Source organism: Clavibacter sp. VKM Ac-2872, assembly GCF_015351105.1.
GTDB lineage: Bacteria > Actinomycetota > Actinomycetes > Actinomycetales > Microbacteriaceae > Clavibacter.
Genome location: NZ_JADKRR010000001.1, coordinates 446,271 through 466,300, shown reverse-complemented (window position 1 = coordinate 466,300; position 20,030 = coordinate 446,271). Strand labels below are relative to the sequence as shown.

At 74.4% G+C, this 20,030-nt stretch carries 15 protein-coding genes; 10 read left to right on the top strand and 5 right to left on the bottom strand.

The features are described from left to right. Window positions 1–2 precede the first annotated feature (2 nt). Window positions 3–959, bottom strand: coding sequence for a prephenate dehydratase (gene pheA / locus ITJ40_RS02200; protein WP_194665546.1), 957 nt, complete (start codon window positions 957–959; stop codon window positions 3–5). Between the two features lie 49 nt (window positions 960–1,008). Here pheA and pgm point away from each other — a divergent pair, with 49 nt between their 5' ends. Together pgm and ITJ40_RS02190 are read left to right on the top strand one after the other, a co-directional pair. Next, window positions 1,009–2,649, top strand: coding sequence for a phosphoglucomutase (alpha-D-glucose-1,6-bisphosphate-dependent) (gene pgm / locus ITJ40_RS02195; RefSeq protein ID WP_194665545.1), 1,641 nt, complete (start codon window positions 1,009–1,011; stop codon window positions 2,647–2,649). A gap of 64 nt (window positions 2,650–2,713) precedes the next feature. Continuing rightward, window positions 2,714–3,211, top strand: coding sequence for a DUF2809 domain-containing protein (locus ITJ40_RS02190; protein WP_228511739.1), 498 nt, complete (start codon window positions 2,714–2,716; stop codon window positions 3,209–3,211). Here the strand turns inward: ITJ40_RS02190 and ITJ40_RS17360 are convergent. Next, complete coding sequence (locus ITJ40_RS17360) at window positions 3,208–4,101, bottom strand: amidase domain-containing protein (RefSeq protein ID WP_194665544.1); 894 nt, start codon at window positions 4,099–4,101, stop codon at window positions 3,208–3,210. The genes ITJ40_RS02190 and ITJ40_RS17360 overlap by 4 nt on opposite strands. 200 nt (window positions 4,102–4,301) lie before the next feature. On the opposite strand from ITJ40_RS17360, the gene ITJ40_RS02180 reads away from it, so the two are divergent. Further along, entirely contained in the window at window positions 4,302–4,913 is a 612-nt protein-coding gene (locus ITJ40_RS02180; RefSeq protein ID WP_194665543.1) for a hypothetical protein, read from the top strand. Between the two features lie 65 nt (window positions 4,914–4,978). Continuing rightward, window positions 4,979–5,263: a GNAT family N-acetyltransferase gene (locus tag ITJ40_RS02175; RefSeq protein ID WP_119401254.1), complete on the top strand. Its 285-nt coding sequence runs from the start codon at window positions 4,979–4,981 to the stop codon at window positions 5,261–5,263. Window positions 5,264–5,520: 257 nt separating this feature from the next. On the opposite strand, the gene ITJ40_RS02170 is transcribed toward ITJ40_RS02175, so the two are convergent. Then, window positions 5,521–6,570, bottom strand: a complete 1,050-nt coding sequence (locus tag ITJ40_RS02170) for a biotin/lipoate A/B protein ligase family protein (RefSeq protein ID WP_194665542.1) — start codon at window positions 6,568–6,570, stop codon at window positions 5,521–5,523. A gap of 232 nt (window positions 6,571–6,802) precedes the next feature. Between ITJ40_RS02170 and ITJ40_RS02165 the strand changes: the two genes are divergently transcribed. The 3 genes from ITJ40_RS02165 to ITJ40_RS02155 all read left to right on the top strand — a co-directional run bounded on the left by ITJ40_RS02165 (window position 6,803) and on the right by ITJ40_RS02155 (window position 12,423). Further along, on the top strand, window positions 6,803–7,435 hold the full coding sequence (locus ITJ40_RS02165) for an alpha-ketoglutarate-dependent dioxygenase AlkB (RefSeq protein ID WP_194665541.1): 633 nt from the start codon (window positions 6,803–6,805) through the stop codon (window positions 7,433–7,435). Between the two features lie 322 nt (window positions 7,436–7,757). Continuing rightward, window positions 7,758–9,929 carry a phosphocholine-specific phospholipase C gene (locus tag ITJ40_RS02160; RefSeq protein ID WP_194665540.1) on the top strand — a complete coding sequence of 724 codons (2,172 nt, stop codon included), beginning with the start codon at window positions 7,758–7,760 and terminating at the stop codon, window positions 9,927–9,929. Window positions 9,930–10,251: 322 nt separating this feature from the next. Beyond that, on the top strand, window positions 10,252–12,423 hold the full coding sequence (locus tag ITJ40_RS02155) for a phosphocholine-specific phospholipase C (protein ID WP_194665539.1): 2,172 nt from the start codon (window positions 10,252–10,254) through the stop codon (window positions 12,421–12,423). 71 nt (window positions 12,424–12,494) lie between these two features. Here ITJ40_RS02155 and ITJ40_RS02150 read toward each other — a convergent pair whose 3' ends face one another. Further along, entirely contained in the window at window positions 12,495–13,229 is a 735-nt protein-coding gene (locus tag ITJ40_RS02150) for a helix-turn-helix domain-containing protein (protein ID WP_194665538.1), read from the bottom strand. 360 nt (window positions 13,230–13,589) lie between these two features. On the opposite strand from ITJ40_RS02150, the gene ITJ40_RS02145 reads away from it, so the two are divergent. The 3 genes from ITJ40_RS02145 (at window position 13,590) to ITJ40_RS02135 (ending at window position 19,264) form a co-directional block, all read left to right on the top strand. Further along, on the top strand, window positions 13,590–14,216 hold the full coding sequence (locus ITJ40_RS02145) for a hypothetical protein (protein WP_194665537.1): 627 nt from the start codon (window positions 13,590–13,592) through the stop codon (window positions 14,214–14,216). 159 nt (window positions 14,217–14,375) lie between these two features. Next, the gene (locus tag ITJ40_RS02140) at window positions 14,376–16,385 is read left to right on the top strand and encodes a S8 family serine peptidase (protein ID WP_228511737.1); all 2,010 of its coding nucleotides are present in this window, start codon (window positions 14,376–14,378) and stop codon (window positions 16,383–16,385) included. 8 nt (window positions 16,386–16,393) lie between these two features. Then, window positions 16,394–19,264, top strand: a complete 2,871-nt coding sequence (locus tag ITJ40_RS02135) for a hypothetical protein (protein ID WP_228511735.1) — start codon at window positions 16,394–16,396, stop codon at window positions 19,262–19,264. 63 nt (window positions 19,265–19,327) lie between these two features. Here the strand turns inward: ITJ40_RS02135 and ITJ40_RS02130 are convergent, their stop codons facing one another. Continuing rightward, window positions 19,328–19,828 (bottom strand): GNAT family N-acetyltransferase, encoded by a 501-nt coding sequence (locus tag ITJ40_RS02130; protein WP_194665535.1) that lies wholly within the window; start codon window positions 19,826–19,828, stop codon window positions 19,328–19,330. Window positions 19,829–20,030 lie beyond the last annotated feature (202 nt).

Sequence of the window (20,030 nt, the reverse complement as noted above, 5' to 3'; positions counted from 1 at the left end):
CGTCAGGCGCCTGCGCCCGGCTCGGCCGAGACGATGCCGCGCAGCCAGTCGCGCGCCTCGAGGAAGACGTCGTCCTCGTAGCGGGCGCGGTAGGTGCTCGGCGTGCCGTCGGCCCGGGGGTACGAGCCGAGGAAGGTCACGCGCGGACTGAAGCGGCGGATCCCGAGCAGGGCGTCGGCCACGCGCTCGTCGTGCACGTGCCCCTCCGCGTCGATGACGAACCGGTAGCGGCCGAGCGCGTCGCCGATGGGCCGCGACTGGATGAGCGTGAGGTTCACCCCGCGGGTCGCGAACTGCTCGAGGAGGTCGAGCAGGGATCCGGCGCGGTCGTCCGGGAGCTCGACGATGAGGCTCGTCTTGTCGGCGCCCGTGCGCGCGGGCAGCGTGGTGGCGCGCCCGACGAGGACGAAGCGCGTGACGGCGTTCGGGTTGTCGCCGATGCCCCGGGCGACCGCCTCGAGCGGCTGGCTCTCCGTGATCTGCGGGGGCGCGATGGCAGCGTCCGCGATGCCGTCCTCCAGCAGCGACAGGGCGGCGGCCACGTTCGAGGACGCGGGCACGTGGCCGTGCGACGGCAGCTGGCGCTCGAGGAAGCGGCGGCACTGGCCGTAGGCCACCGGATGCGCCGCGACCGTGCGCACGTCGGCGAGCGCCGTGCCCGGCCGCACCACGAGGTCGAAGGCCACCGGCACGAGGTGCTCGCTGAGGATCCGCAGGCCCGGGATGTTGGCGAGCGCGTCCTGCGTGGCCGTCACGCCGCCCTCGACGGAGTTCTCGATGGCGATCATGGCCGCGACCGAGGTGCCGGAGACGACGTCGGCGAGCGCCTCCGAGGCGTTGTTGACCGCGCGCCACGTGCGACCGCGAGCGGCCTCCACCTGCTTGAGCGCGGCCTCCGTGAAGGTGCCCGACGGCCCGAGGTAGCTGTACGTCTCGTCGGGTCGCGGGGTCTCGGCCATGCCTGCACCCTAGATGGGAATCGGATCGGCCCGGTGCCAGGATGGATCCATGCATGACCGCGCAGGCACCGCCGCCCTCCCGTCCGACCTCATCGACATCGACGAGCTGATCCGGGCGTACCACGCGCTCCACCCCGACGTGGAGGATCCGGAGCAGAAGGTGGCGTTCGGCACGAGCGGCCACCGCGGCAGCTCGCTGAAGACGGCGTTCAATGAGGACCACATCCTCGCGATCACGCAGGCGATCGTGGAGTACCGCGCCGAGCAGGGCATCACCGGCCCGCTGTTCATCGGACGCGACACCCACGGCCTGTCCAAGCCCGCCGAGGACACCGCGCTCGAGGTGCTCGTCGCCAACGGGGTGCGCGTGCTCGCCGACTCCCGCGACTCCTGGTGCCCGACCCCCGCGCTCTCGCACGCGATCCTCCGCTGGAACCGCGACGAGCAGCACGGCGACGACGACGTGGCCGACGGCATCGTCGTGACCCCCAGCCACAACCCGCCCGCGGACGGCGGCTTCAAGTACAACCCGCCGCACGGCGGCCCCGCCGACTCCGACGCCACCGGCTGGATCGCCGCGCGGGCCAACGCGATCATCGCGGGCGGCCTGGTCGACGTGAAGCGGGTGAGCCTCGAGGAGGCGCGCGGGCAGGTCGAGGGCTACGACTTCCTCGGCCACTACGTGGACGACCTCGGCTCCATCATCGACATGGAGGCCATCCGGAAGGCGGGCGTGCGCATCGGCGCGGACCCCCTCGGCGGCGCATCGGTCGAGTACTGGGCCGCCATCGGCGAGCGCTACGGCCTCGACCTCGAGGTCGTGAACCCCGAGGTGGATCCCGCGTGGGCGTTCATGACGCTGGACTGGGACGGCAAGATCCGCATGGACCCGTCCTCGTCCTCCGCCATGGCGAGCGTGCTCGCGCGCAAGGACGACTTCGACATCCTCACGGGCAACGACGCCGACGCCGACCGCCACGGCATCGTCACGCCCGACGCCGGGCTGATGAACCCGAACCACTACCTGGCCGTCGCCATCGACTACCTCTACGCGCACCGCCCGCAGTGGCGCGCGGACGCCGCGATCGGCAAGACGCTCGTCTCCTCCAGCGTGATCGACCGGGTCGCCGAGTCGCTCGGCCGCCGCCTCTGGGAGGTGCCGGTCGGCTTCAAGTGGTTCGTGCCCGGCCTCATCGACGGATCCGTGGGCTTCGGCGGCGAGGAGTCCGCCGGCGCGAGCTTCCTGCGCATGGACGGCACGGTCTGGACCACCGACAAGGACGGGATCCTGCTGGCGCTGCTCGCGTCGGAGATCCTCGCCGTCACCGGCAAGACCCCGAGCGTCCTCTACCGCGAGCTCACCGAGCGCTTCGGGGATCCCGTGTACGAGCGCGTGGACGCGGCCGCGACCAAGGCGCAGAAGGCCACGCTCGGCAGGCTCGACGGCGACGCGATCACGGCCACCGAGGTCGCCGGGGATCCGATCACCGCCAAGCTCAGCAGCGCGCCCGGCAACGGCGCTGCCGTCGGCGGCGTCAAGGTCGTCACCGCGAACGCGTGGTTCGCCGCGCGTCCGAGCGGCACCGAGGACGTCTACAAGATCTACGCCGAGTCGTTCGTGGGCCTCGACCACCTGCACGCGGTGCAGGCGGAGGCCAAGCGGATCGTCGACGCGGCGCTCGACGCGTAACAGGAGGTCGCGGATGCGACGCCGCCCCGGGCGCGTTCGCATCCGAGGTGCTTACGCTGGGGGCATGCGCCATTCCGGGGATGTGGACGCGTTCGTCTGGGACGAGCCGTCGATGCACCCCGCCGACGGTCCCGCGGGCGCCGCGCCGGTCGTCGACCGGCAGGTGCGCCTCCCCGACGGTCTCGCCAGGCGCCGGATCGTGTCGCTCACCGCGCTGCTCGCCGTGGTCATCGCCGGCATGGCCGTCACGCACTCCGACGGCCGCGGGCTGTGGCCGGACGTGCTCTACGCCGCTGCGATCCACCTCGCGCTCATCGCGGTGATGCCCAGGGTCGACTCGGTCGTCCACGGGGCCGCCGTGCTCGTCTGGTGCACGGGGGTCGAGCTGCTCCAGATCACCGGCTGGCCCGCGATCTGGGCCCTGCACGTGCCGCTGTGCCGCCTGCTGATCGGCACGGGGTTCGATCCGGTCGACCTCGCGGCCTACGCGGCCGGCGTGCTCCTCGTGCTCCTCGCGGACCGGCTCCTGCGGGGCGGCCGGGGCGTCGGCGACGTGGGCTAGGCCACGCTCCAGAAGTGGACCTCGGCGCCCGGGTGCTCCGTGGTGATGGTCGCGTCGAGGTCGCGGTAGTCGTTGTCGAGGTTGTGGCCCACCATCTTCACGACGTTGCCGCCGTCCTTCGGCTCGATGGCCGAGACGATCTGCGTGTGGTCGGGCGAGGAGTTGCGGTTCCAGTCGAAGATGACGATGTCGCCGACCTTCAGCTGGTCGCGGTCGGCGAGCTCGAGGCGCGTCACGCCGAGCGTGGACGCGTTCGCCGCGAGCCACTTGTCGAACGTGGGCACGTGGATCCACGCGTAGGTCCAGTCGGATCCGCCGCCGCGGTTGTGCCACTCGTTCGTCATCTGCCAGCCGCGCTGGATGAGGGTCTGGCTCACGAAGTTGACGCAGTCGCCGCCGGAGGGGTTGAAGTTCCCGTACTCCTGCAGGTTGTAGGCGTCCCAGTGGGCGAGCGCGTACTGGAGCTGCTTGTCGACCGGCGTCTGGGCCGCGTAGGCGGCGGTCGCGGCGGTGAGCGGAGCGTCGCCGGCCATGACCTGGATGTCGGCGGAGCGGTCCTCGTAGTCGGTGGAGCGGGGCGCCACGACCGTGACGGACCCGTCGCCCGCGACCTGCAGGTCGGTGCCCGCGGTGCCCGCGAACATGACCGCGGTGGCACCGGAGAGGCCGGCGCCCGTGAGCGTGACGGTCTCGCCGCCCGACACCGAGAGGGTCGCGGGCTCGACGGAGGAGACGGCGGGCGAGGACCCGGACGCGGGCTGCCCGTCGGCGCCGGCGCCGAGGGTCGCGCGCGGTGCCGGCTCCTGGCGGGTGCAGGCGGCGAGGGCGGCGGTCACGGGGACCGCGAGCGCGGCGGCGAGGATGCTGCGGCGGCGGATGTCGGCGGTCACGTGGTGCTCCGGGGGATAGGCGATGCCCGGGACCCGGGCCTCGTCAGGATACCTCCCGTCCCCGTGCGCGCCCCGGATGCCGCGGCCGGTCCCCGCTCGGGACGGTGCCGTGTCCTCCACGCGGAGGATACCGGGCGTTAACCAGACGCTCGTCTGACGAGATCTCCCGAGGCCGCGCTCGATGCTGCATCCTCGACGCCGTGACGCCCGACGTCACCAGCAGCACCCCCACCATCACCACCATCGAGGAGACATCAATGCCCCGCTTCATCGCCGCAGCATCTCCACGGAGGACGGACGAGCGGCCGCGCCGCAGCGCACGCCAGCAGCTCGCCGTCCTCGCCATCGCCATCACCGCGGCGCTCACCACGGTGATCGGCCACTCCATCCCGGCGGATGCCGCCGAGCACCCTGCCAGCGTCGCCACCGCCGTGCACGCGGAGGCCGCTGCCGCCGCGTCGACGAACGCGGACACGGCGTCCGCCTCCGGCACCTCGACCACCTCCGCGCCTTCGGGACCCGACGTGAAGGACCCGCACCAGATCGGCGCGAGCGCGAGGTCGTGGGGCTGGAACTGGCACGGCGGCCTCTGGGTCGACGTCCCCGCGAGCGCGTGGCCGATCCTCGTCGCGTTCACGGGCAGCGCCGCCACGGCGAACTTCTGCCGGATCCCGGAGGTCGGCTGGCTCCTCTGCGCGATCGGCGGCGCCGCGACCGCAGCCGTGGTCGAGTGGGTCAAGCACCACCCGCCGTGCCCGAACAACGGCACGTTCCGGTTCTACACCGGCGACCGGGAGAGCTACTGCCACTGATCCCGGCACCCCGCGATGCGCGCCCCTCCCGTGGAGGGGCGCGCATCCGCGCATAGGCTGGCGGGATGAGCGTCGACGTGACCCACGACCCCGACGGCTCGCGCTACACGCTGTGGCTCGACGGCGAGCGCGCGGGCTTCGCGGACTACCTGATCCAGGGCGATCGCATCGTCTTCACCCACACGGAGGTCGACCCCGCGAAGCGGCGCGGCGGCCTCGGCGGCGAGCTGGTGCGGGCGGCGCTCGACGACGTGCGCGGCGGAACCCGCACGGTCGTGGCGGCGTGCCCGTTCGTCGCGGAGTGGATCGACGAGCATCCCGACTACCGGGAGCTGCTCGAGCGGGGCTGAGCGGGTTCGCTCGCGAGGCGCACGCATGCGCCTCGCGAGTCCGCTCCCCCCGACGGGTCTCCCCGTCGCCCGCGGCCGCGAGCGGAGCCTCCGGGGAGGTTCGATCGGACCGCAGTCGCCGCTCGGCTCCGCGGGGCCGGAAGGACGACGAGGTGACTCTAGGCGGGCGGATCCGGGCGGGAGCTGCGCCCGTCGCCGGGCGGACAGATCCGACACGGAGCGGACATCCGGGCTTCGCCAGGCGGACAGTCCCCCGTTCAGGGGACGCGCGTGAGCCACTCCGGGGTCGAGAACTTGTCCTGCACCAGCTGGCGCGTCTTCGCCCACTCCTCCGGCGTCACGCGCCCCGGCTTGCCGCCGTAGAGGCCCGTGAACGTGTCCTTCATCCGGTCGATGATGTCAGCGCGGCTCATGCCCGTCTGGCTGCGGAGCGGATCGACGCGCTTGGCGGCGCTCGTGATGCCCTTGTCGCTGATCTTCTCGCGGCCGATGCGGAGCACCTGCACCATCTTCTCGCCGTCCATGTCGTAGCTCATGGTGACGTGGTGCAGCACGGCTCCCGCACCCAGGCGCTTCTGCGCGGCCCCGCCGATCTTGCCGGTGGGGCTCGTGATGTCGTTGAGCGGCTGGTACGAGGCGTCGATGCCGAGCGAGCGGAGCGCGGTGATGACCCACTCGTCGAGGTAGGCGTAGGAGTCCGCGAACGTCATGCCCTGCACGAGGTCGACGGGGGCGTAGATCGAGTAGGTGATGACCGCGCCCGCCTCCATGTACATCGCCCCGCCGCCGGAGACGCGACGCACGACGTCGAAGCCGTGGGCCGCCGCCTGCTCCGCGTCGACCTCGTTGCGCAGCGACTGGAAGCTGCCGATGACGACGGCCGGCTGCTCCCACTCCCAGATGCGCAGGGTGGGGTTGCGGCGGCCGGCGCCGACCTCCTCGGCGAGCACCTGGTCCAGCGCCATCTGCTCGACGGGCCGGTAGGCGCGGTCGTGGATGACCTCCCACTCGTAGTCGCCCCAGTTCGTGGCGCGGGCCAGCGAGCGGCGGATCGCGACGGCGACGGCCTCGGGCGAGAACCCGAGGAGCGTGGCCTCCGGCGGGAGCGCGCGGCGGATGGCGGCGGCGATCGCGGCGGCGTCGCTGTCCTCCGGGAGCCCGTTGACGGCGCCGTCGATGGCCTCGAGCGCGTCGTCCGGCTCGAGGAAGAAGTCGCCCGCGAGGCGGAAGTCGGAGATGCGGCCGTCGGTCACGTCCAGGTCGACCACGACGAGCTTGCCGCCGGGGACCTTGTACTCACCATGCATCCACCCAGCCTAGGCCGCGGCGCCGGCCGCGAGCGGGTCCCGCATCGTCGCGACCCCGGCGATGCGGGACGGTCGTGATCCGGGTCGTCATGATCGCCGCGCTGATCTGCGGGCGGACGCCGCTGACCGCCGGGCCAGGCACCGCGCGTCCCCGAGCGGGCCGCCTGATCGGGCTCTCCACGGCTCGCCGCCGTTCGAACATGCGTTCGAACATCCGGGCTATGCTCGCGCCATGAGCATCGCATTCCAGGCCTCCCTCTTCGACGACCTCCAGGCGGAGCCGGGCCTCGGTGGGCTCGGCGCGGAGGTCGAGCGGCTCGACCTGGGGCAGGGCGCCTGGCTCGACATCCGGCCCGGCTGGGTCAGCGACTCGGACGCGCTGTTCGAGCGCCTCGTGGAGGACGTCGAGTGGACGGCCGACACGCGGCTGATGCACGGCCGCGTCGTCGAGGTGCCGCGCCTGCTCTCGTGGTTCGGCCCGCGCGCGACCCTGCCCGCACCCGTGCTCGTCGAGGCGCGCGACGCGCTCAACGACCACTACGGTCGCCCGCCCGGTCAGGTGCTCGAGACCGCGGGTCTGTGCTTCTACCGCACCGGCGACGACAGCGTCGCGTGGCACGGCGACCGCGTGGGGCGCGCCATCGACCGCGACACCATGGTCGCCATCGTCTCGGTGGGTGCGGCGCGCACGCTGTCGCTGCGGCCGAAGGGCGGCGGCGACGTGCGGCGGTTCCCGCTCGGCCACGGCGACCTCGTCGTCATGGGCGGCAGCGCGCAGCGCACGCACGAGCACGCCATCCTCAAGACCCAGAAGGCCGTGGGACCGCGCATCAGCATCCAGTTCCGGCCGGTTTGGCCGGCCTGACGAAGAGGGCCACCCGGCGGCCCACCCCCCCCGTTCAGGGGGTGTTCGGCGGGCGATCACCGGAGGTGACGCGCCGTTCCCCCTGGGCGCGCATACTCGCCGACGACAGCGACGTCTCGTCGTCGACCGCGACGTCTCGCCGCTGTCGGCGTCGTCGACGACCCGGGCGCGATCCGCATCGGGCGCCCCTCCGCGCCGCTTCCCCGCACCGCCCTCTCCGCAGCATCCCTCCCCGTCACGTGCCCGCGACGCGTCGCCCGCACCGTGATCCCGTCCGCGCGCCCGCCGTCGCGCGACCGCGCTTGGAAGAAGGACATCGCCCGTGACCACCTCCCCCCTCGACCCGCGCCCCGACGACCGCACCGGGAGCGCCGACATCGACGCCGCCCCGCCCCTGGATCCCTCGCACCCGTACCGCGGCGGGATCCGCCCCGGCGTGAGCCGCCGGACCCTCCTGATGAGCGGAGCCGCCGCGATCATGGCCGGCGTCGCCGCCGGATCCGCGACAGGCACCGCGAGCGCCAGCGCCGCGACCGCCGCGGCACGCCGGAACCTCACCCGCTCGATCACGGACGTCGAGCACGTCGTGATCCTCATGCAGGAGAACCGCTCCTTCGACCACTACTACGGCACCTTCCCCGGCGTCCGCGGCTTCAGCGACAAGCAGGCCGTCGAGTACCCCGGAGGGGGATCGGTCTTCGCCCAGCCCGACGCCACCCGCACGGACGGCGGCCACCTGCTCCCGTTCCCCCTCGACTCCGCGAACCACAACGCGCAGGGCGCCGGCAGCCTCAACCACTCGTGGAAGGGCGGGCACGCGGCCTGGAACAAGGGGGCGTGGGACAACTGGGTCGTCGCCAAGACGCAGCAGACGATGGGGTACTTCACGAAGGACGACGTGCCCTTCCACCACGCCCTCGCCTCCGCGTTCACCATCGCGGACCACTACCACTGCTCCCTCATCGGCCCGACGACCCCGAACCGGCTCTACCAGTGGACCGGCACGATCGACCCGGAGGGGAAGGCGGGCGGCCCGATCATCAGCAACCCGGAGCCGTACGAGCCGGTCTTCCGCTGGACCACCTACCAGGAGCGCCTCACCCAGGCGGGCATCACCTGGCGGACCTACGCGAACGACGAGGTGGGCGACCCGGACGCGGCGCCCTACGTCGGCGACTACGGCTGCAACCCGCTGTGGCAGTTCCAGCAGTACCACGACGCGTTCGCCTCCTCGGATCCCGCGGTGCGCCAGCTCGCCATCGACGGCGGCCTGCACGACGGCTGGAAGCCGGACTCGGGCCGGGGCCTCGACGTGTCCTACCTCCTGCAGCAGTTCGGTGCCGACGCGGCCGCGAACACGCTGCCCCAGGTCTCGTACGTGGTGTCGCCCTACGGCTGGAGCGAGCACCCCGAGGCGAGCCCCGACTACGGCGCGCACTACACGAACGCCGTGATCCAGGCGCTCATGAGCAACCCGGACACGTGGGCCAGCACGGTCCTGCTGCTGAACTACGACGAGAACGACGGCTACTTCGACCACCAGCTGCCGCCGCTCGCCGAGCCCGGCACGCCGGACGAGTACGTGGGCGGGCTGCCGATCGGCTACGGCACGCGCGTGCCGCTCACGGTCGTCTCCCCCTGGAGCCGGGGCGGCTGGGTCGACTCCGAGGTGTTCGACCACACCTCGATCATCCGGTTCCTCGAGACGTGGACCGGCGTGCACGAGCCCAACATCTCCGACTGGCGCCGCACGATCTCCGGCGACCTCACCTCGTGCTTCGACTTCGCGCACCCCGACTTCTCGATCCCCACCGCCGACCAGGTCCTGCCGCTCAGCGAGACCCGCATGCTCCTCGCGGCGGCGGACGCGGATCTCGCGAAGCCGCCCGTGCAGGAGCCGGCCGCGGGCGCGCAGGTGATGCCGTCCCAGGATCCGGGCACCATGCGCCGCCGCCCGCTCGGCTACCGCCAGGACGCCGACGTGACGGTCGACCGCGGCACCGGGGCGGTCACCCTGACGATGCGCAACCCGGGGTCGCAGGGGGTGTCGCACCAGGTGTTCCCGAACATCGCCCTGCCGTTCGCCAGCACCCCGTTCACCCTGGCGCCGGGCGGATCGGCGACGTACGCGTGGGACAGCACGGCGCACGCGGGCGCGTACGACTTCAGCGTCTACGGGCCCGACCGGTTCCTCCGCCGCTTCGCCGGCACCGTGATCCCGGCGACGACCGGCGACGTGCCCGTGCCCGTGGTCACGGCCGAGGCCGTCGCGGACGGGAAGCCGCACCTGCGGCTGACCCTCGGCAACGAGGGCTCGCCCTCGGTGGACTACACGATGACGTCGAACGACTTCATCGAGCGGGTGCGGCACGAGACCGTGAAGCCCGGCCGGCGCACGACCGTGACGTGGCCGCTCGACCGGTGGGGCTACTACGACGTGATCGTCGAGGCGCCGGGCGGGTTCCGCCACCGCTTCGCCGGCCGCGTCGAGTAGCCGCGTCGCCCGCGCTCCGGGGAGCGCGGGCGACGCCCCTGCCTGTTCAGGGATCGTTCCCACCCGCGTCACGCCAGGTGACGCGCTGTTCCGACGGCAGCCGAATACTCGCGCCTGGCACGGCGTCGTCCCCGCGCGATCCGCACCCGGACGTCATCCCCGGTCGTGCCGGCGCCCGGGCGGCATCCCCGTCCCCGACGCCCGGGATCCGCACCGCCCCGCTCCATCGAACCCGCATCCCCCGCCGCGCCCGGGCCCTCCCCGAGCGCCGGGTCCCCGCCTGCGCGCGACGCCAGGCACGACAGGAAGAAGGACAGCCACCGTGAGCACCTCCAAGCCCGAAGAGCACGCCCCGGACGTCGACCTCGCGGCCGGCGTCGACGCCGCGCCCCCGCTCGACCCCTCCCGCCAGTACCGCGGCGCCGTCCGCCCCGGCGTCAGCCGCCGCACGGTCCTGATGGGCGGCGCGGCCGCGATCATGGCCGGCGTCGCCGCCGGATCCGCGACGGGCACCGCGAGCGCCAGCGCCGCGACCGCCGCGGCACGCCGGAACCTCACCCGCTCGATCAAGGACGTCGAGCACGTCGTGATCCTCATGCAGGAGAACCGCTCCTTCGACCACTACTACGGCACCTTCCCCGGTGTCCGCGGCTTCAGCGACAAGCAGGCCGTCGAGCTCCCCGGCGGCGGCACGGTGTTCGCGCAGCCCGACGCGAGCCGTCCCGACGGCGGCCGGATGCTCCCCTTCCCGCTCGACTCGTCCCGCTTCAACGCGCAGGGCGCCGGCGGCCTCGACCACTCCTGGAAGGGCGGGCACCAGGCCTGGAACAAGGGCGCCTGGGACAACTGGGTCGTCGCGAAGAGCGAGCAGACCATGGGCTACTTCACGCAGGACGACCTCCCGTTCCACCACGCCCTCGCCTCCGCGTTCACCATCGCGGACCACTACCACTGCTCCCTCATCGGCCCGACGACCCCGAACCGCCTCTTCCAGTGGACGGGCACGATCGACCCGCGCGGGAAGGCCGGCGGCCCCGCCATCGACAACCCCGACGACTACGCGCCCGTCTTCGCCTGGAAGACGTACCCCGAGCGCCTCCGGGAGGCCGGGGTCACGTGGAAGACCTACGCGAACGACGAGGTCGGCGACGACGGCACGCACCCCTACGTCGGCGACTACGGCGACAACCCGCTGTGGCTGTTCCACCAGTACCACGAGGCGCTCGCCTCCTCGGATCCCCAGACGCGTCAGCTCGCGCTCGACGGCGGCCTCCACGACGGGTGGAAGCCGGACTCGGGCAAGGGCCTCGACGTCACGCACCTGCTCGAGGAGTTCGGGAAGGACGCCGCGGCGAACACGCTGCCGGCCGTCTCGTACGTCGTGGCGCCCTACGGGTGGAGCGAGCACCCCAAGGCCAGCCCGGACTACGGCGCGCACTACACGAACGCCGTGATCCAGGCGCTCATGAGCAACCCGGACACGTGGGCCAGCACGGTCCTGCTGCTGAACTACGACGAGAACGACGGCTACTTCGACCACCAGCTGCCGCCGCTCGCCGAGCCCGGCACGCCGGACGAGTACGTGGGCGGGCTGCCGATCGGCTACGGCACGCGCGTGCCGCTCACGGTCGTCTCCCCCTGGAGCCGGGGCGGCTGGGTCGACTCGCAGGTGTTCGACCACACCTCGGTGATCCGGTTCCTCGAGACGTGGACCGGCGTGCACGAGCCCAACATCTCCGACTGGCGCCGCACGATCTCCGGCGACCTCACCTCGTGCTTCGACTTCGCGCACCCCGACTTCTCGATCCCCACCGCCGACCAGGTCCTGCCGATGAGCGCGACCCAGGCGCTCGTCGCGGCCGCCGACGCCGACATGGCGAAGCCGCCCGTGCGGGAGCCCGCCGTGGGCGCCCAGCGGATGCCCGCGCAGGAGGCAGGCACCATGCGCCACCGCCCGCTCCCCTACCGGCAGGACGCGGACGTGGCGGTGGACCGCGCGAGCGGCCGGGTCACGCTGACCATGCGGAACGCCGGCCGGCAGGGCGTCTCGCACCAGGTGTTCCCCAACATCGCGCTGCCGTTCGCGTCGACGCCCTTCACCGTGGCGCCGCGCGGGACGGCCGCCTACACGTGGGAGAGCTCGGCGCACGCGGGGGCGTACGACTTCAGCGTCTACGGTCCCGACCGGTTCCTCCGCCGCTTCGCGGGCACCGTGATCGCGGCGGGGACGAGCGACGTGCCCGTCCCGCGGGTCACGGCCGAGACGATCGCCGGCGGCAAGGGCGTTCTGCGGCTCACGCTCGCGAACGACGGCACGCCCTCGGTGCACTACACGCTCACGGCCAACGACTTCATCACGCGCGAGCGCCACGAGACCGTGAAGCCCGGACGCAGCACGACGGTGAACTGGCCGGTGGACGAGTGGGGCTACTACGACGTGGTGGTCACCGACGGCGCCGGCTTCCGCTACCGCTACGCGGGTCGCGTGGAGTAGCGCCGCACGTGGCACGACGACGCCGGCCGGATCCGCGAGGGTCCGGCCGGCGTCGTCGTGCGCGGGGCGCGTCAGGCGCGGGCGCGGTCCTCGTCCTCGTCCTCACCCGCGGCGGCGGGCTTCGCGCCGCCCGCCGAGCCGATGTGCGCCTCGGACGCGTCCGGGCCCCCCTCCTCCACGAGCCCCGGGTCGAGCGGCCTTGCGGCGCGCACGACGGCGTCCGCGTCGTCGATCCCGAGGCCGACGAGGATCGGGATCCAGAGGCTCCGCAGGCGCTCCGCGGAGTCCCACTCGACCAGCCGCGGCGAGCGGTAGGAGAGCACGCCGAAGGTGGCGCTGAGCAGGATGTCGACGACGGCGTCGAGGTCGTCGGCGCGGATGCCCCGGACCGCGAGCTCCGCCTCCAGGTGCTGCCGGGTGAACCTCCACACGTCGAAGCGGCGCTCGACCGCGAGGCCGAGCCGGGGCATGTCCTGCAGCAACCGGATGGCACCCGCGGCGACGGGGCAGACCTCGACGGTGCTGGCGCCCGTGAGGAGGAAGACGATGAGCTCGTGCAGCGCGCCCGGCCGGTCGAGCGCCGCCTCGATGCGGAGCCAGCGCTCCTCCTGGTCCTCGACCACCGCGCCCGCGAGGCTCTCCTTGGACGCGAAGAGGTGGTACCCAATGGCGGACTTGGGCTTGCCCATCGCCTCGGCCACCCGCGAGAACGACGTGCCCTCGTAGCCGTGGGCCGCGAACTGGGCGCCCGCCGCCTCCATGATCTCGCGCCGTGCTCGGGACACCGCCGCCTGCCGCTGGTTCATCTCGCTCCTGTCCGTCGCCCGTCGGGATCGGGAGATGCTACCGGCCCCGATCGACGGGACGCCGACCGCGGGGTGAACGGGGGAACGGCGGACCTGTGGAGGGCGGGCAGACGGTCGACTGACGAATACCTAACATCGCGATACCGCTACTCCTCACGGCCCTCGGACCCGTCGCCACCCGGCGCAGTCGAATGCCGGCAAGCCACCCCCCTCATCACCCACGCGAACAGAATGGAATCACCCATGCATGACTCGAGCTCACGCTCCCTGCCCCCCGTCCACATCCCCGCCAGCATCCCGGAGCGCCCCCCGTGTCGTCGGCGGCTCCCGTCGTGGCCCCGCGGAGCGCGGATGGTCGTCATGGCTGCGGCCGTGGCGGTCGCCATGACCGCGACCACCCTGACCCCGGCCTCCTCCGCCCAGGCGAGCGAGCACCACTCCGTCGCGGCGATCACGGAGTCGTTCCGCGCCGGCACGATCACGCAGGACATCGCGTCGGGCAGGATCACGGTCGATGACCTGGTGGACGCCGACATCGCCGCCCGCACGAGCGGCCCCGACGCCTCGGCGCGCCCCGACCGCGCGGAGATCACCCGCGAGGTCACCGCCGAGGTGCGGCAGATCCAGGATCCCACGGCCTCCCCCCGCGCATCGACGCCGATCGAGGTGGGGGTCGACGCGACCGGGAAGCTGACCGCGACCCCCGACCCGCTGGCGGCCAACCTCAGCTGGAAGTCCTTCTGGCACCACGTCACGCACTGGTCGGACATCTACCTGAGCGCGACGGCGCTCAAGATCATCGTCGCCGGGGCGGCCGGAGTGGGAGCGGCGTTCTTCTGCGCGATCCCCGGCGTCAACGCGCTCTCGTGCGGTCTCTTCTACGCGCTGATCGGTGTGCTGGTCGCGATATTCAGCGGCTACCCCCCGTGCCGCCAGAACGGCGCCTGGGTCACGATCCCGGACGTGAAGAACAGCCACTGCGCCTGACCCCCGCCTCACGCCGCCCTCCGTCCCGCACCCCGCGGGCCGGAGGGCGGCGTGCGTCACCCGGGCCGCAGTGCACAGGTGGTGAGAACGCTTCTCAATGGGGGGATAGCCTCCGCACGCGCCCTCGCGCACTCCCCCGAAGTCGAAGCTGGATCCCGCATGTCCTCGAGCCCCTCGTCCCTCCCACCCGTCGAGGCCCGCGGGCCCGGCGAGCACCCGCCGACGGAAGGCCGGATCCGCGCCCTCGTCCGCCGCGCTCCGCTGGCCGCGCGCGGCCGGTCCGTCGCCGTCGGCACGGGCGTGGTCGCCCTCGCGGCGGTCGCGGCGCTCGTCGCGAGCGCGCTGGCGGGCACCGGATCCGCCTCCGCCCTCGCCGACCCGACCGCCGCGCGCGCCGCGTCCGGCCTCCGCGCGCTCGACGGGTCGGCGCCCGCGTTCCCCGATGCCGCCTCCGCCGTCCGTCTCGGCGATGTCCCCGCGGACACGACGGCATCGTTCACGGTGCTGCTGGACCCGGCGCGATCCGATGCCGCGCCCGCCGTCGCCGCCTGGCTCCGGGATCGCGGCCTCGACGTGGGCGCGGAGCGCGGCGAGGTCGCCGCACTGCCCGTCTCCGGGTCGCTCGCGCGCGCGTCCCGGGCCTTCGACACCACGTTCGCCCGGTTCCGCATCGGCGGCCGCGAGGTCGTCGCCCCGGAGCGGACGCTCGCCGTGCCTGCCGCCCTCGACGCCGTGCGCGGCGTCGCCGGCACCGTGCAGGGCGACGTGCTGATGCCGTCGGACGCCGAGTCCGACGCCGCACGGGCCGCCGACGCCGCGGCGGCGCCCGCGGCAGCCGACCCCGTCCCCGCGCCGATCCCCGGCCAGGCGACCGGCGGATCCCCCGCCTCCTCCGCCGACGACGGCACGTGCGCCGCCTGGTGGGGCCAGCGCCTCACGGACGCGTGGCCCGCGTCCGTCGACGTGGCCCACCGCTCGAACTCGCTGTGCGGCTACGGCCCGGCCCAGCTGCGGCGCGTCGACGACGTGCCCGCGGAGGATCGCGGAGCAGGCGCCACCATCGCGATCGTCGCGGCCTACGACGACCCCGACACCGCGGCCGACACCGACACCTACTCCCGCGCGGTCGGCGAGCCCGCCTTCACGGCCGGCCAGTACCGCGACCACCCGTCCGCCGCACCGCGCACGGGCATCTGCGGCGGTCCCACCGCGTGGACGGACGAGCAGCACCTCGACGTGCAGGCGGTCCACGCGATGGCGCCCGACGCGGCCGTCTCCTACTGGGGTGCCGACGACTGCACGAGCACGAGCCTCTACACGCGGATCCTCGACGCGGCGGAGGACGGACCCGACGTGATCAGCCTGTCCTTCGGCGCGATGGAGGGCCTCGACACCGCGGACGACCGCGAGCTCCTCAACCGCGTCCTCGTGGAGGCGGCGGCGCGCGACGTCTCGGTCTTCGCGTCCACCGGCAACGACGGCGACTACAGCGGCGTCGGCGACCACGGCGGCACCGCCACGGTGGCGTCGCCCGCCTCGAGCCCGTACGTCACGGCGGTCGGCGCGACGAGCACCGGGCTCGCCGAGGACGGGTCCATCGCCGTCGAGGCGGGCTGGGAGACCGAGACGCGCTTCGCCCGCAACGGCGCCCTGATCCCGCCGGGCTTCGCGTTCGGCGCGGGCGGCGGCCAGTCGGCCGAGTACGCGCGGCCGACCTGGCAGGCCGACCGGCTCGCCGTCGCGGGCACCGGGCGGCTGCTGCCGGACGTGGCCTCGCTGGGAGACCCGAACACGAGCTTCATCACCTACGGACCGCACAAGGGCCGCACGCAGTACGCGGCGCACGGCGGCACGAGCCTCGCGACGCCGATGGTCGCCTCCATGGTCGCGATCTCCAAGGCCGTCACCGGCCGGCGCTTCGGGCTCGCGAGCCCCTGGCTCTACGCGCTGATGGGCACGGGCGCGCTGCGCGACGTGCAGCCCGCCTCCGCCGCCACGTGGTCCCCGACGGGGCCGTCGGCGGGAGCGCTGTGGCCCGAGACGCTCTTCCTGTGGGACACCGGGAGGCAGGGGCTGCGCTCCGCGCCCGGCTGGGACGACGTGACCGGGGCCGGCGTGCCCGCGGGTCGCGCGTTCGTCGAGGGCCTCGGCGCGGAGGCGGGACGATGAGCCGGGCGATGCGCGGATCCACCTCGCGCTCGCCCCTCGGCATCCTCGGCGCGACCGGTGCGATCGGTGCGGCCGGCGCTGCCGCCCTCGCGGCGCTCCTCGCCCTCGGCGGCCTCGCGCCCCTGGCGGCGCACGCGTCCGACGCCGTGCTCGCGCACGCCTCGGGCGTGGAGATCGTCGACATCGACGGCGACACGCTCCTGGCGCCGACGCCGCTGGCCGAGTGGTCGGCGGGAGCCGCGGTCGCGCGCACCGCCGCATCCACCGGCGACGTGCTGAAGGAGAACACGACACGGACGACCGGCCTCACCGCGACGGCCGGCCCGACGGGCGCGACGAGCGCCATCACGAGCGGGCAGCTCCAGCTCCGCGACCGGCCCGCGATCGTCTTCTCCGGCCTCACCGTGTCGTGCACGCCCGGCGGCGCGCCCGCCGCGCACCTCGACCGGCTCACGGTCGGCGGCGCGGACGTGACGGCCGACGCCAACGCGACGCCCGGCTGGTCGCGCGACCTGCCGGAGTCGGTCTACGGCGCGACCCGCGTCATCGTGGGCGCGACGACCGCGGGCGACGACGGATCCGCCACCACCGTCGGCATCGACGTGGAGGCGGAGGCGGGCGCCTCGGAGATCTGGCGCGTGCGCGCCGGATCCGTGACGTGCGCCGCGGCCTCGGCCGCCCCGATCCCGACGCCGTCGGCCTCGCCGACGCCGGCGCCCACCCCCGCGCCCGACCCGGATCCGACGCCCGCGCCGGATCCGACCCCGGGGCCCGATCCCGCGCCCGCCCCGGCGTCCGGCCGCGTCGCCACCGGCGTCACCGTGACGGCCCCCGACGGCACGCGGGTCATCGACGGGCAGCCGCGCGTCGAGGGCCTGGACCGCCGGGCCACGGCCGACGCGCTGCAGGCGACGGACGGATCCGCCGAGCACGCGGCATCCGTGCGCGTCGAGACCGGCGCGGACGGCACCACGACGATCGGCGTCGGCTCGTTCGAGCAGCTGCCGGGCGCCCCCGCCGACCCGCTGGCCGAGTACCGCTGGACGGCGTTCCGGGTCTACGGCCTCACCGCCACGATCACGCCCGCGGGCGCCGTCTCGACCGAGTTCGCGGATCCCGGCAGCGCGGTCTTCGTGGACGGCCGCTGGATCGACGCCACGACCGACCTCTACACGGGCGTCGACGAGCAGGGCGCACCCCGCGTCACCGTCGCGTTCGGCGAGCACGAGACGGCGGCCGACGGCACCGTCACGGTCACCGCCGTGCACTACCGCGACCTCACGGGCGCGCACCCGGACGTGCGTCTCGGCACGGTCGTCGTGCCGCCCGCGGCCGGGCAGGTCGTGGGCGCGTACGGCGTCGGGGTCACCGCGGCCGACGGCACGGTGCTCGTCGCGCCGCAGCCGGCCGCGACCGTCGCCGCGCCGCACGCGTCGGCCGACGCCGTGACCGGCACGGGGACGGATCCCGACACCGCGTCGGCCGTCGCCGTCGACCTCGGCACGGGCGACGCCGCGGGCACCGCGACCGTCGACGTGGGCGCGTTCCGTCAGGTGCCGGGCGCCTCGACGGATCCGCGCGCCGACTACCGCTGGCCCGCCCTCCGGGTCGCCGGCCTGCACGCGGCCGTCTCCGCCGCCGGCGCCATGACCGTGTCCTTCGCTGACGCGGGGAACGCGGTGTTCGTGAACGGCGTGTGGATCGACACCACGACCGACCTCTACACGGGCGTCGACGAGCAGGGCACCCCGCGCGTCGAGGTGCGCTTCGGCGAGCGGACGGTCGCCGCGGACGGCACGGTGACGCTCACCGCGCTGCACTACCGCGACCTCACCGGCCGCCACCCCGAGGTGCGGCTGGGCGTCGTGACCGTGGCGGCGGGCGGCTCGACGACGCCCGCGCCGGATCCGTCGCCGACGCCCGTCCCGATCGTGCCGGACTCCGCGCCTGCGGGATGGTCGGCGTACGGGATCCGGGCGACCGGGCCGAGCGCGGTCGCGGCGACGCCCGTGGCGCGGCCGGCCGACGAGGCGGGCCCGGCCGGCACGTCCGCGGCCTCGCCGTCCGCTGCCTCGCCGTCCGCGCTCGCGCCGGACACGCTCGCGCCGGACACGCTCGGCACCCCGCGCGCGGTGGCCGCGTCCGACGCCGCCGCCGCGTCGACCGCAGCGCCGGCCGCCGCGACCGATGCCGGCACCACCGCCGGGGACGGCGCCGCGGGCCAGATCCGCGCCACCGGCGTCCGCCTCACCTCGAGCACGGCGTCCGGCAGCGCCGCCCTCGACGACGTATCGCTGTACCCGGGCAGCCGACTGGCCGTCCGGATCCAGGGCCTCCGGGTCGAGGTCGCCGACGGCACGGCGCGCGTCACGAGCGACGGCGGCAGCGTCGCGGGCACCCCGCTCGCGGCCGGCGACATCGCGCCGGGCACGCGGTTCGCGCTGCCCGACGGCGGATCCGCGGTGCTCGCCGAGGACGTGACCGCGGGCGCGTCCCGCACGGTCACCGGCCTGCACCTTGTCGACGCCTCCGGGCTCGACGCGGACGTGTCCGCGGCCGTGGTCACGACGGCCGCGGTGGCGGCGGACCCGGGTGGCACCGGCACGACGCCCGGCGGGTCATCGTCCGGCGGATCCGCGTCGTCCCCGGCCGGCACGGGCGGGGCGGCCTCCCCCGGCGTCCTCTCCGCCGACGGGTCCAGCCCGGCCGGCACCTCGGGCGCGAGCGGCCTCGGCAGCCTCCGCGGCGCGCTGCCGCGGACCGGATCCTCGCCCGCCTCGACGCTCGCCCTCGCGGCGCTGCTGCTGGTCGTCGGATCCGCGTCCGCACTCGAGGCGCGCCGCCGACGCGCGCGGACGGGCCGCCCAGCGCGCCCCTGACCGGGCGCACCGCACCGCCGCCGCCCTCCGTCCCGCATCCCGCGGGCCGGAGGGCGGCGTGCGTCACCCGCGGAGCAGCAGCACGTCGGATCCGCCCTCGCGCCCCACGGCCACGAAGCCGAGCGACTCGTAGAGCGCGCGGGCGCGGTCGTTGCCGTCCTCCACGCTGAGGCTCACGGCCGGGGCACCGGAGGCGCGGACCGCCGCGACGAGCGCCACGAGCAACCGCCGCCCGAGGCCCCGGCCCCGCGCCGACGGCACGAGCGCCATGCCGAGCTCGGGGATGTCGGCGGCGACGAAGCCGTAGCCGCGGTCGTCGTCGGCGAAGAGGCGGGCCCACGCGGCGCCGACCGGTTCCCCGGCCGCCTCGGCGACCACGCCCACGTCGCCCGCGCGCGGCCAGCCGGCCACGTAGTGGGCGAGCTCCGGCGTCGCGAGCATGCGCTCGCGCGTCATCGACCCGTCCTCGCGCCAGTCCATCGACGCCAGCAGCATGTCCTCGAGGAACGAAAGGTCGTCGGCGCGCGCCGGGCGGAGCGTCGCATCGGGCAACGCCTCCGTCATCGCGCCGCCTCGCCGTCGGCCGCGACCACGCGCGAGCACGACGTGCCGGCGTGGCCGTGGGCCCCGAACCGGCAGCCGGCGGCCTCCACGATCGCTCGTCGCGGGCGGTGCACGCCCGCCTGTCGCCGATCCATCCGCTGCTCCGTCCCACCCCTGAGCTGAGGGTAACGGGACGCGGTGCCCGCGGAGGCCGACAGGACGC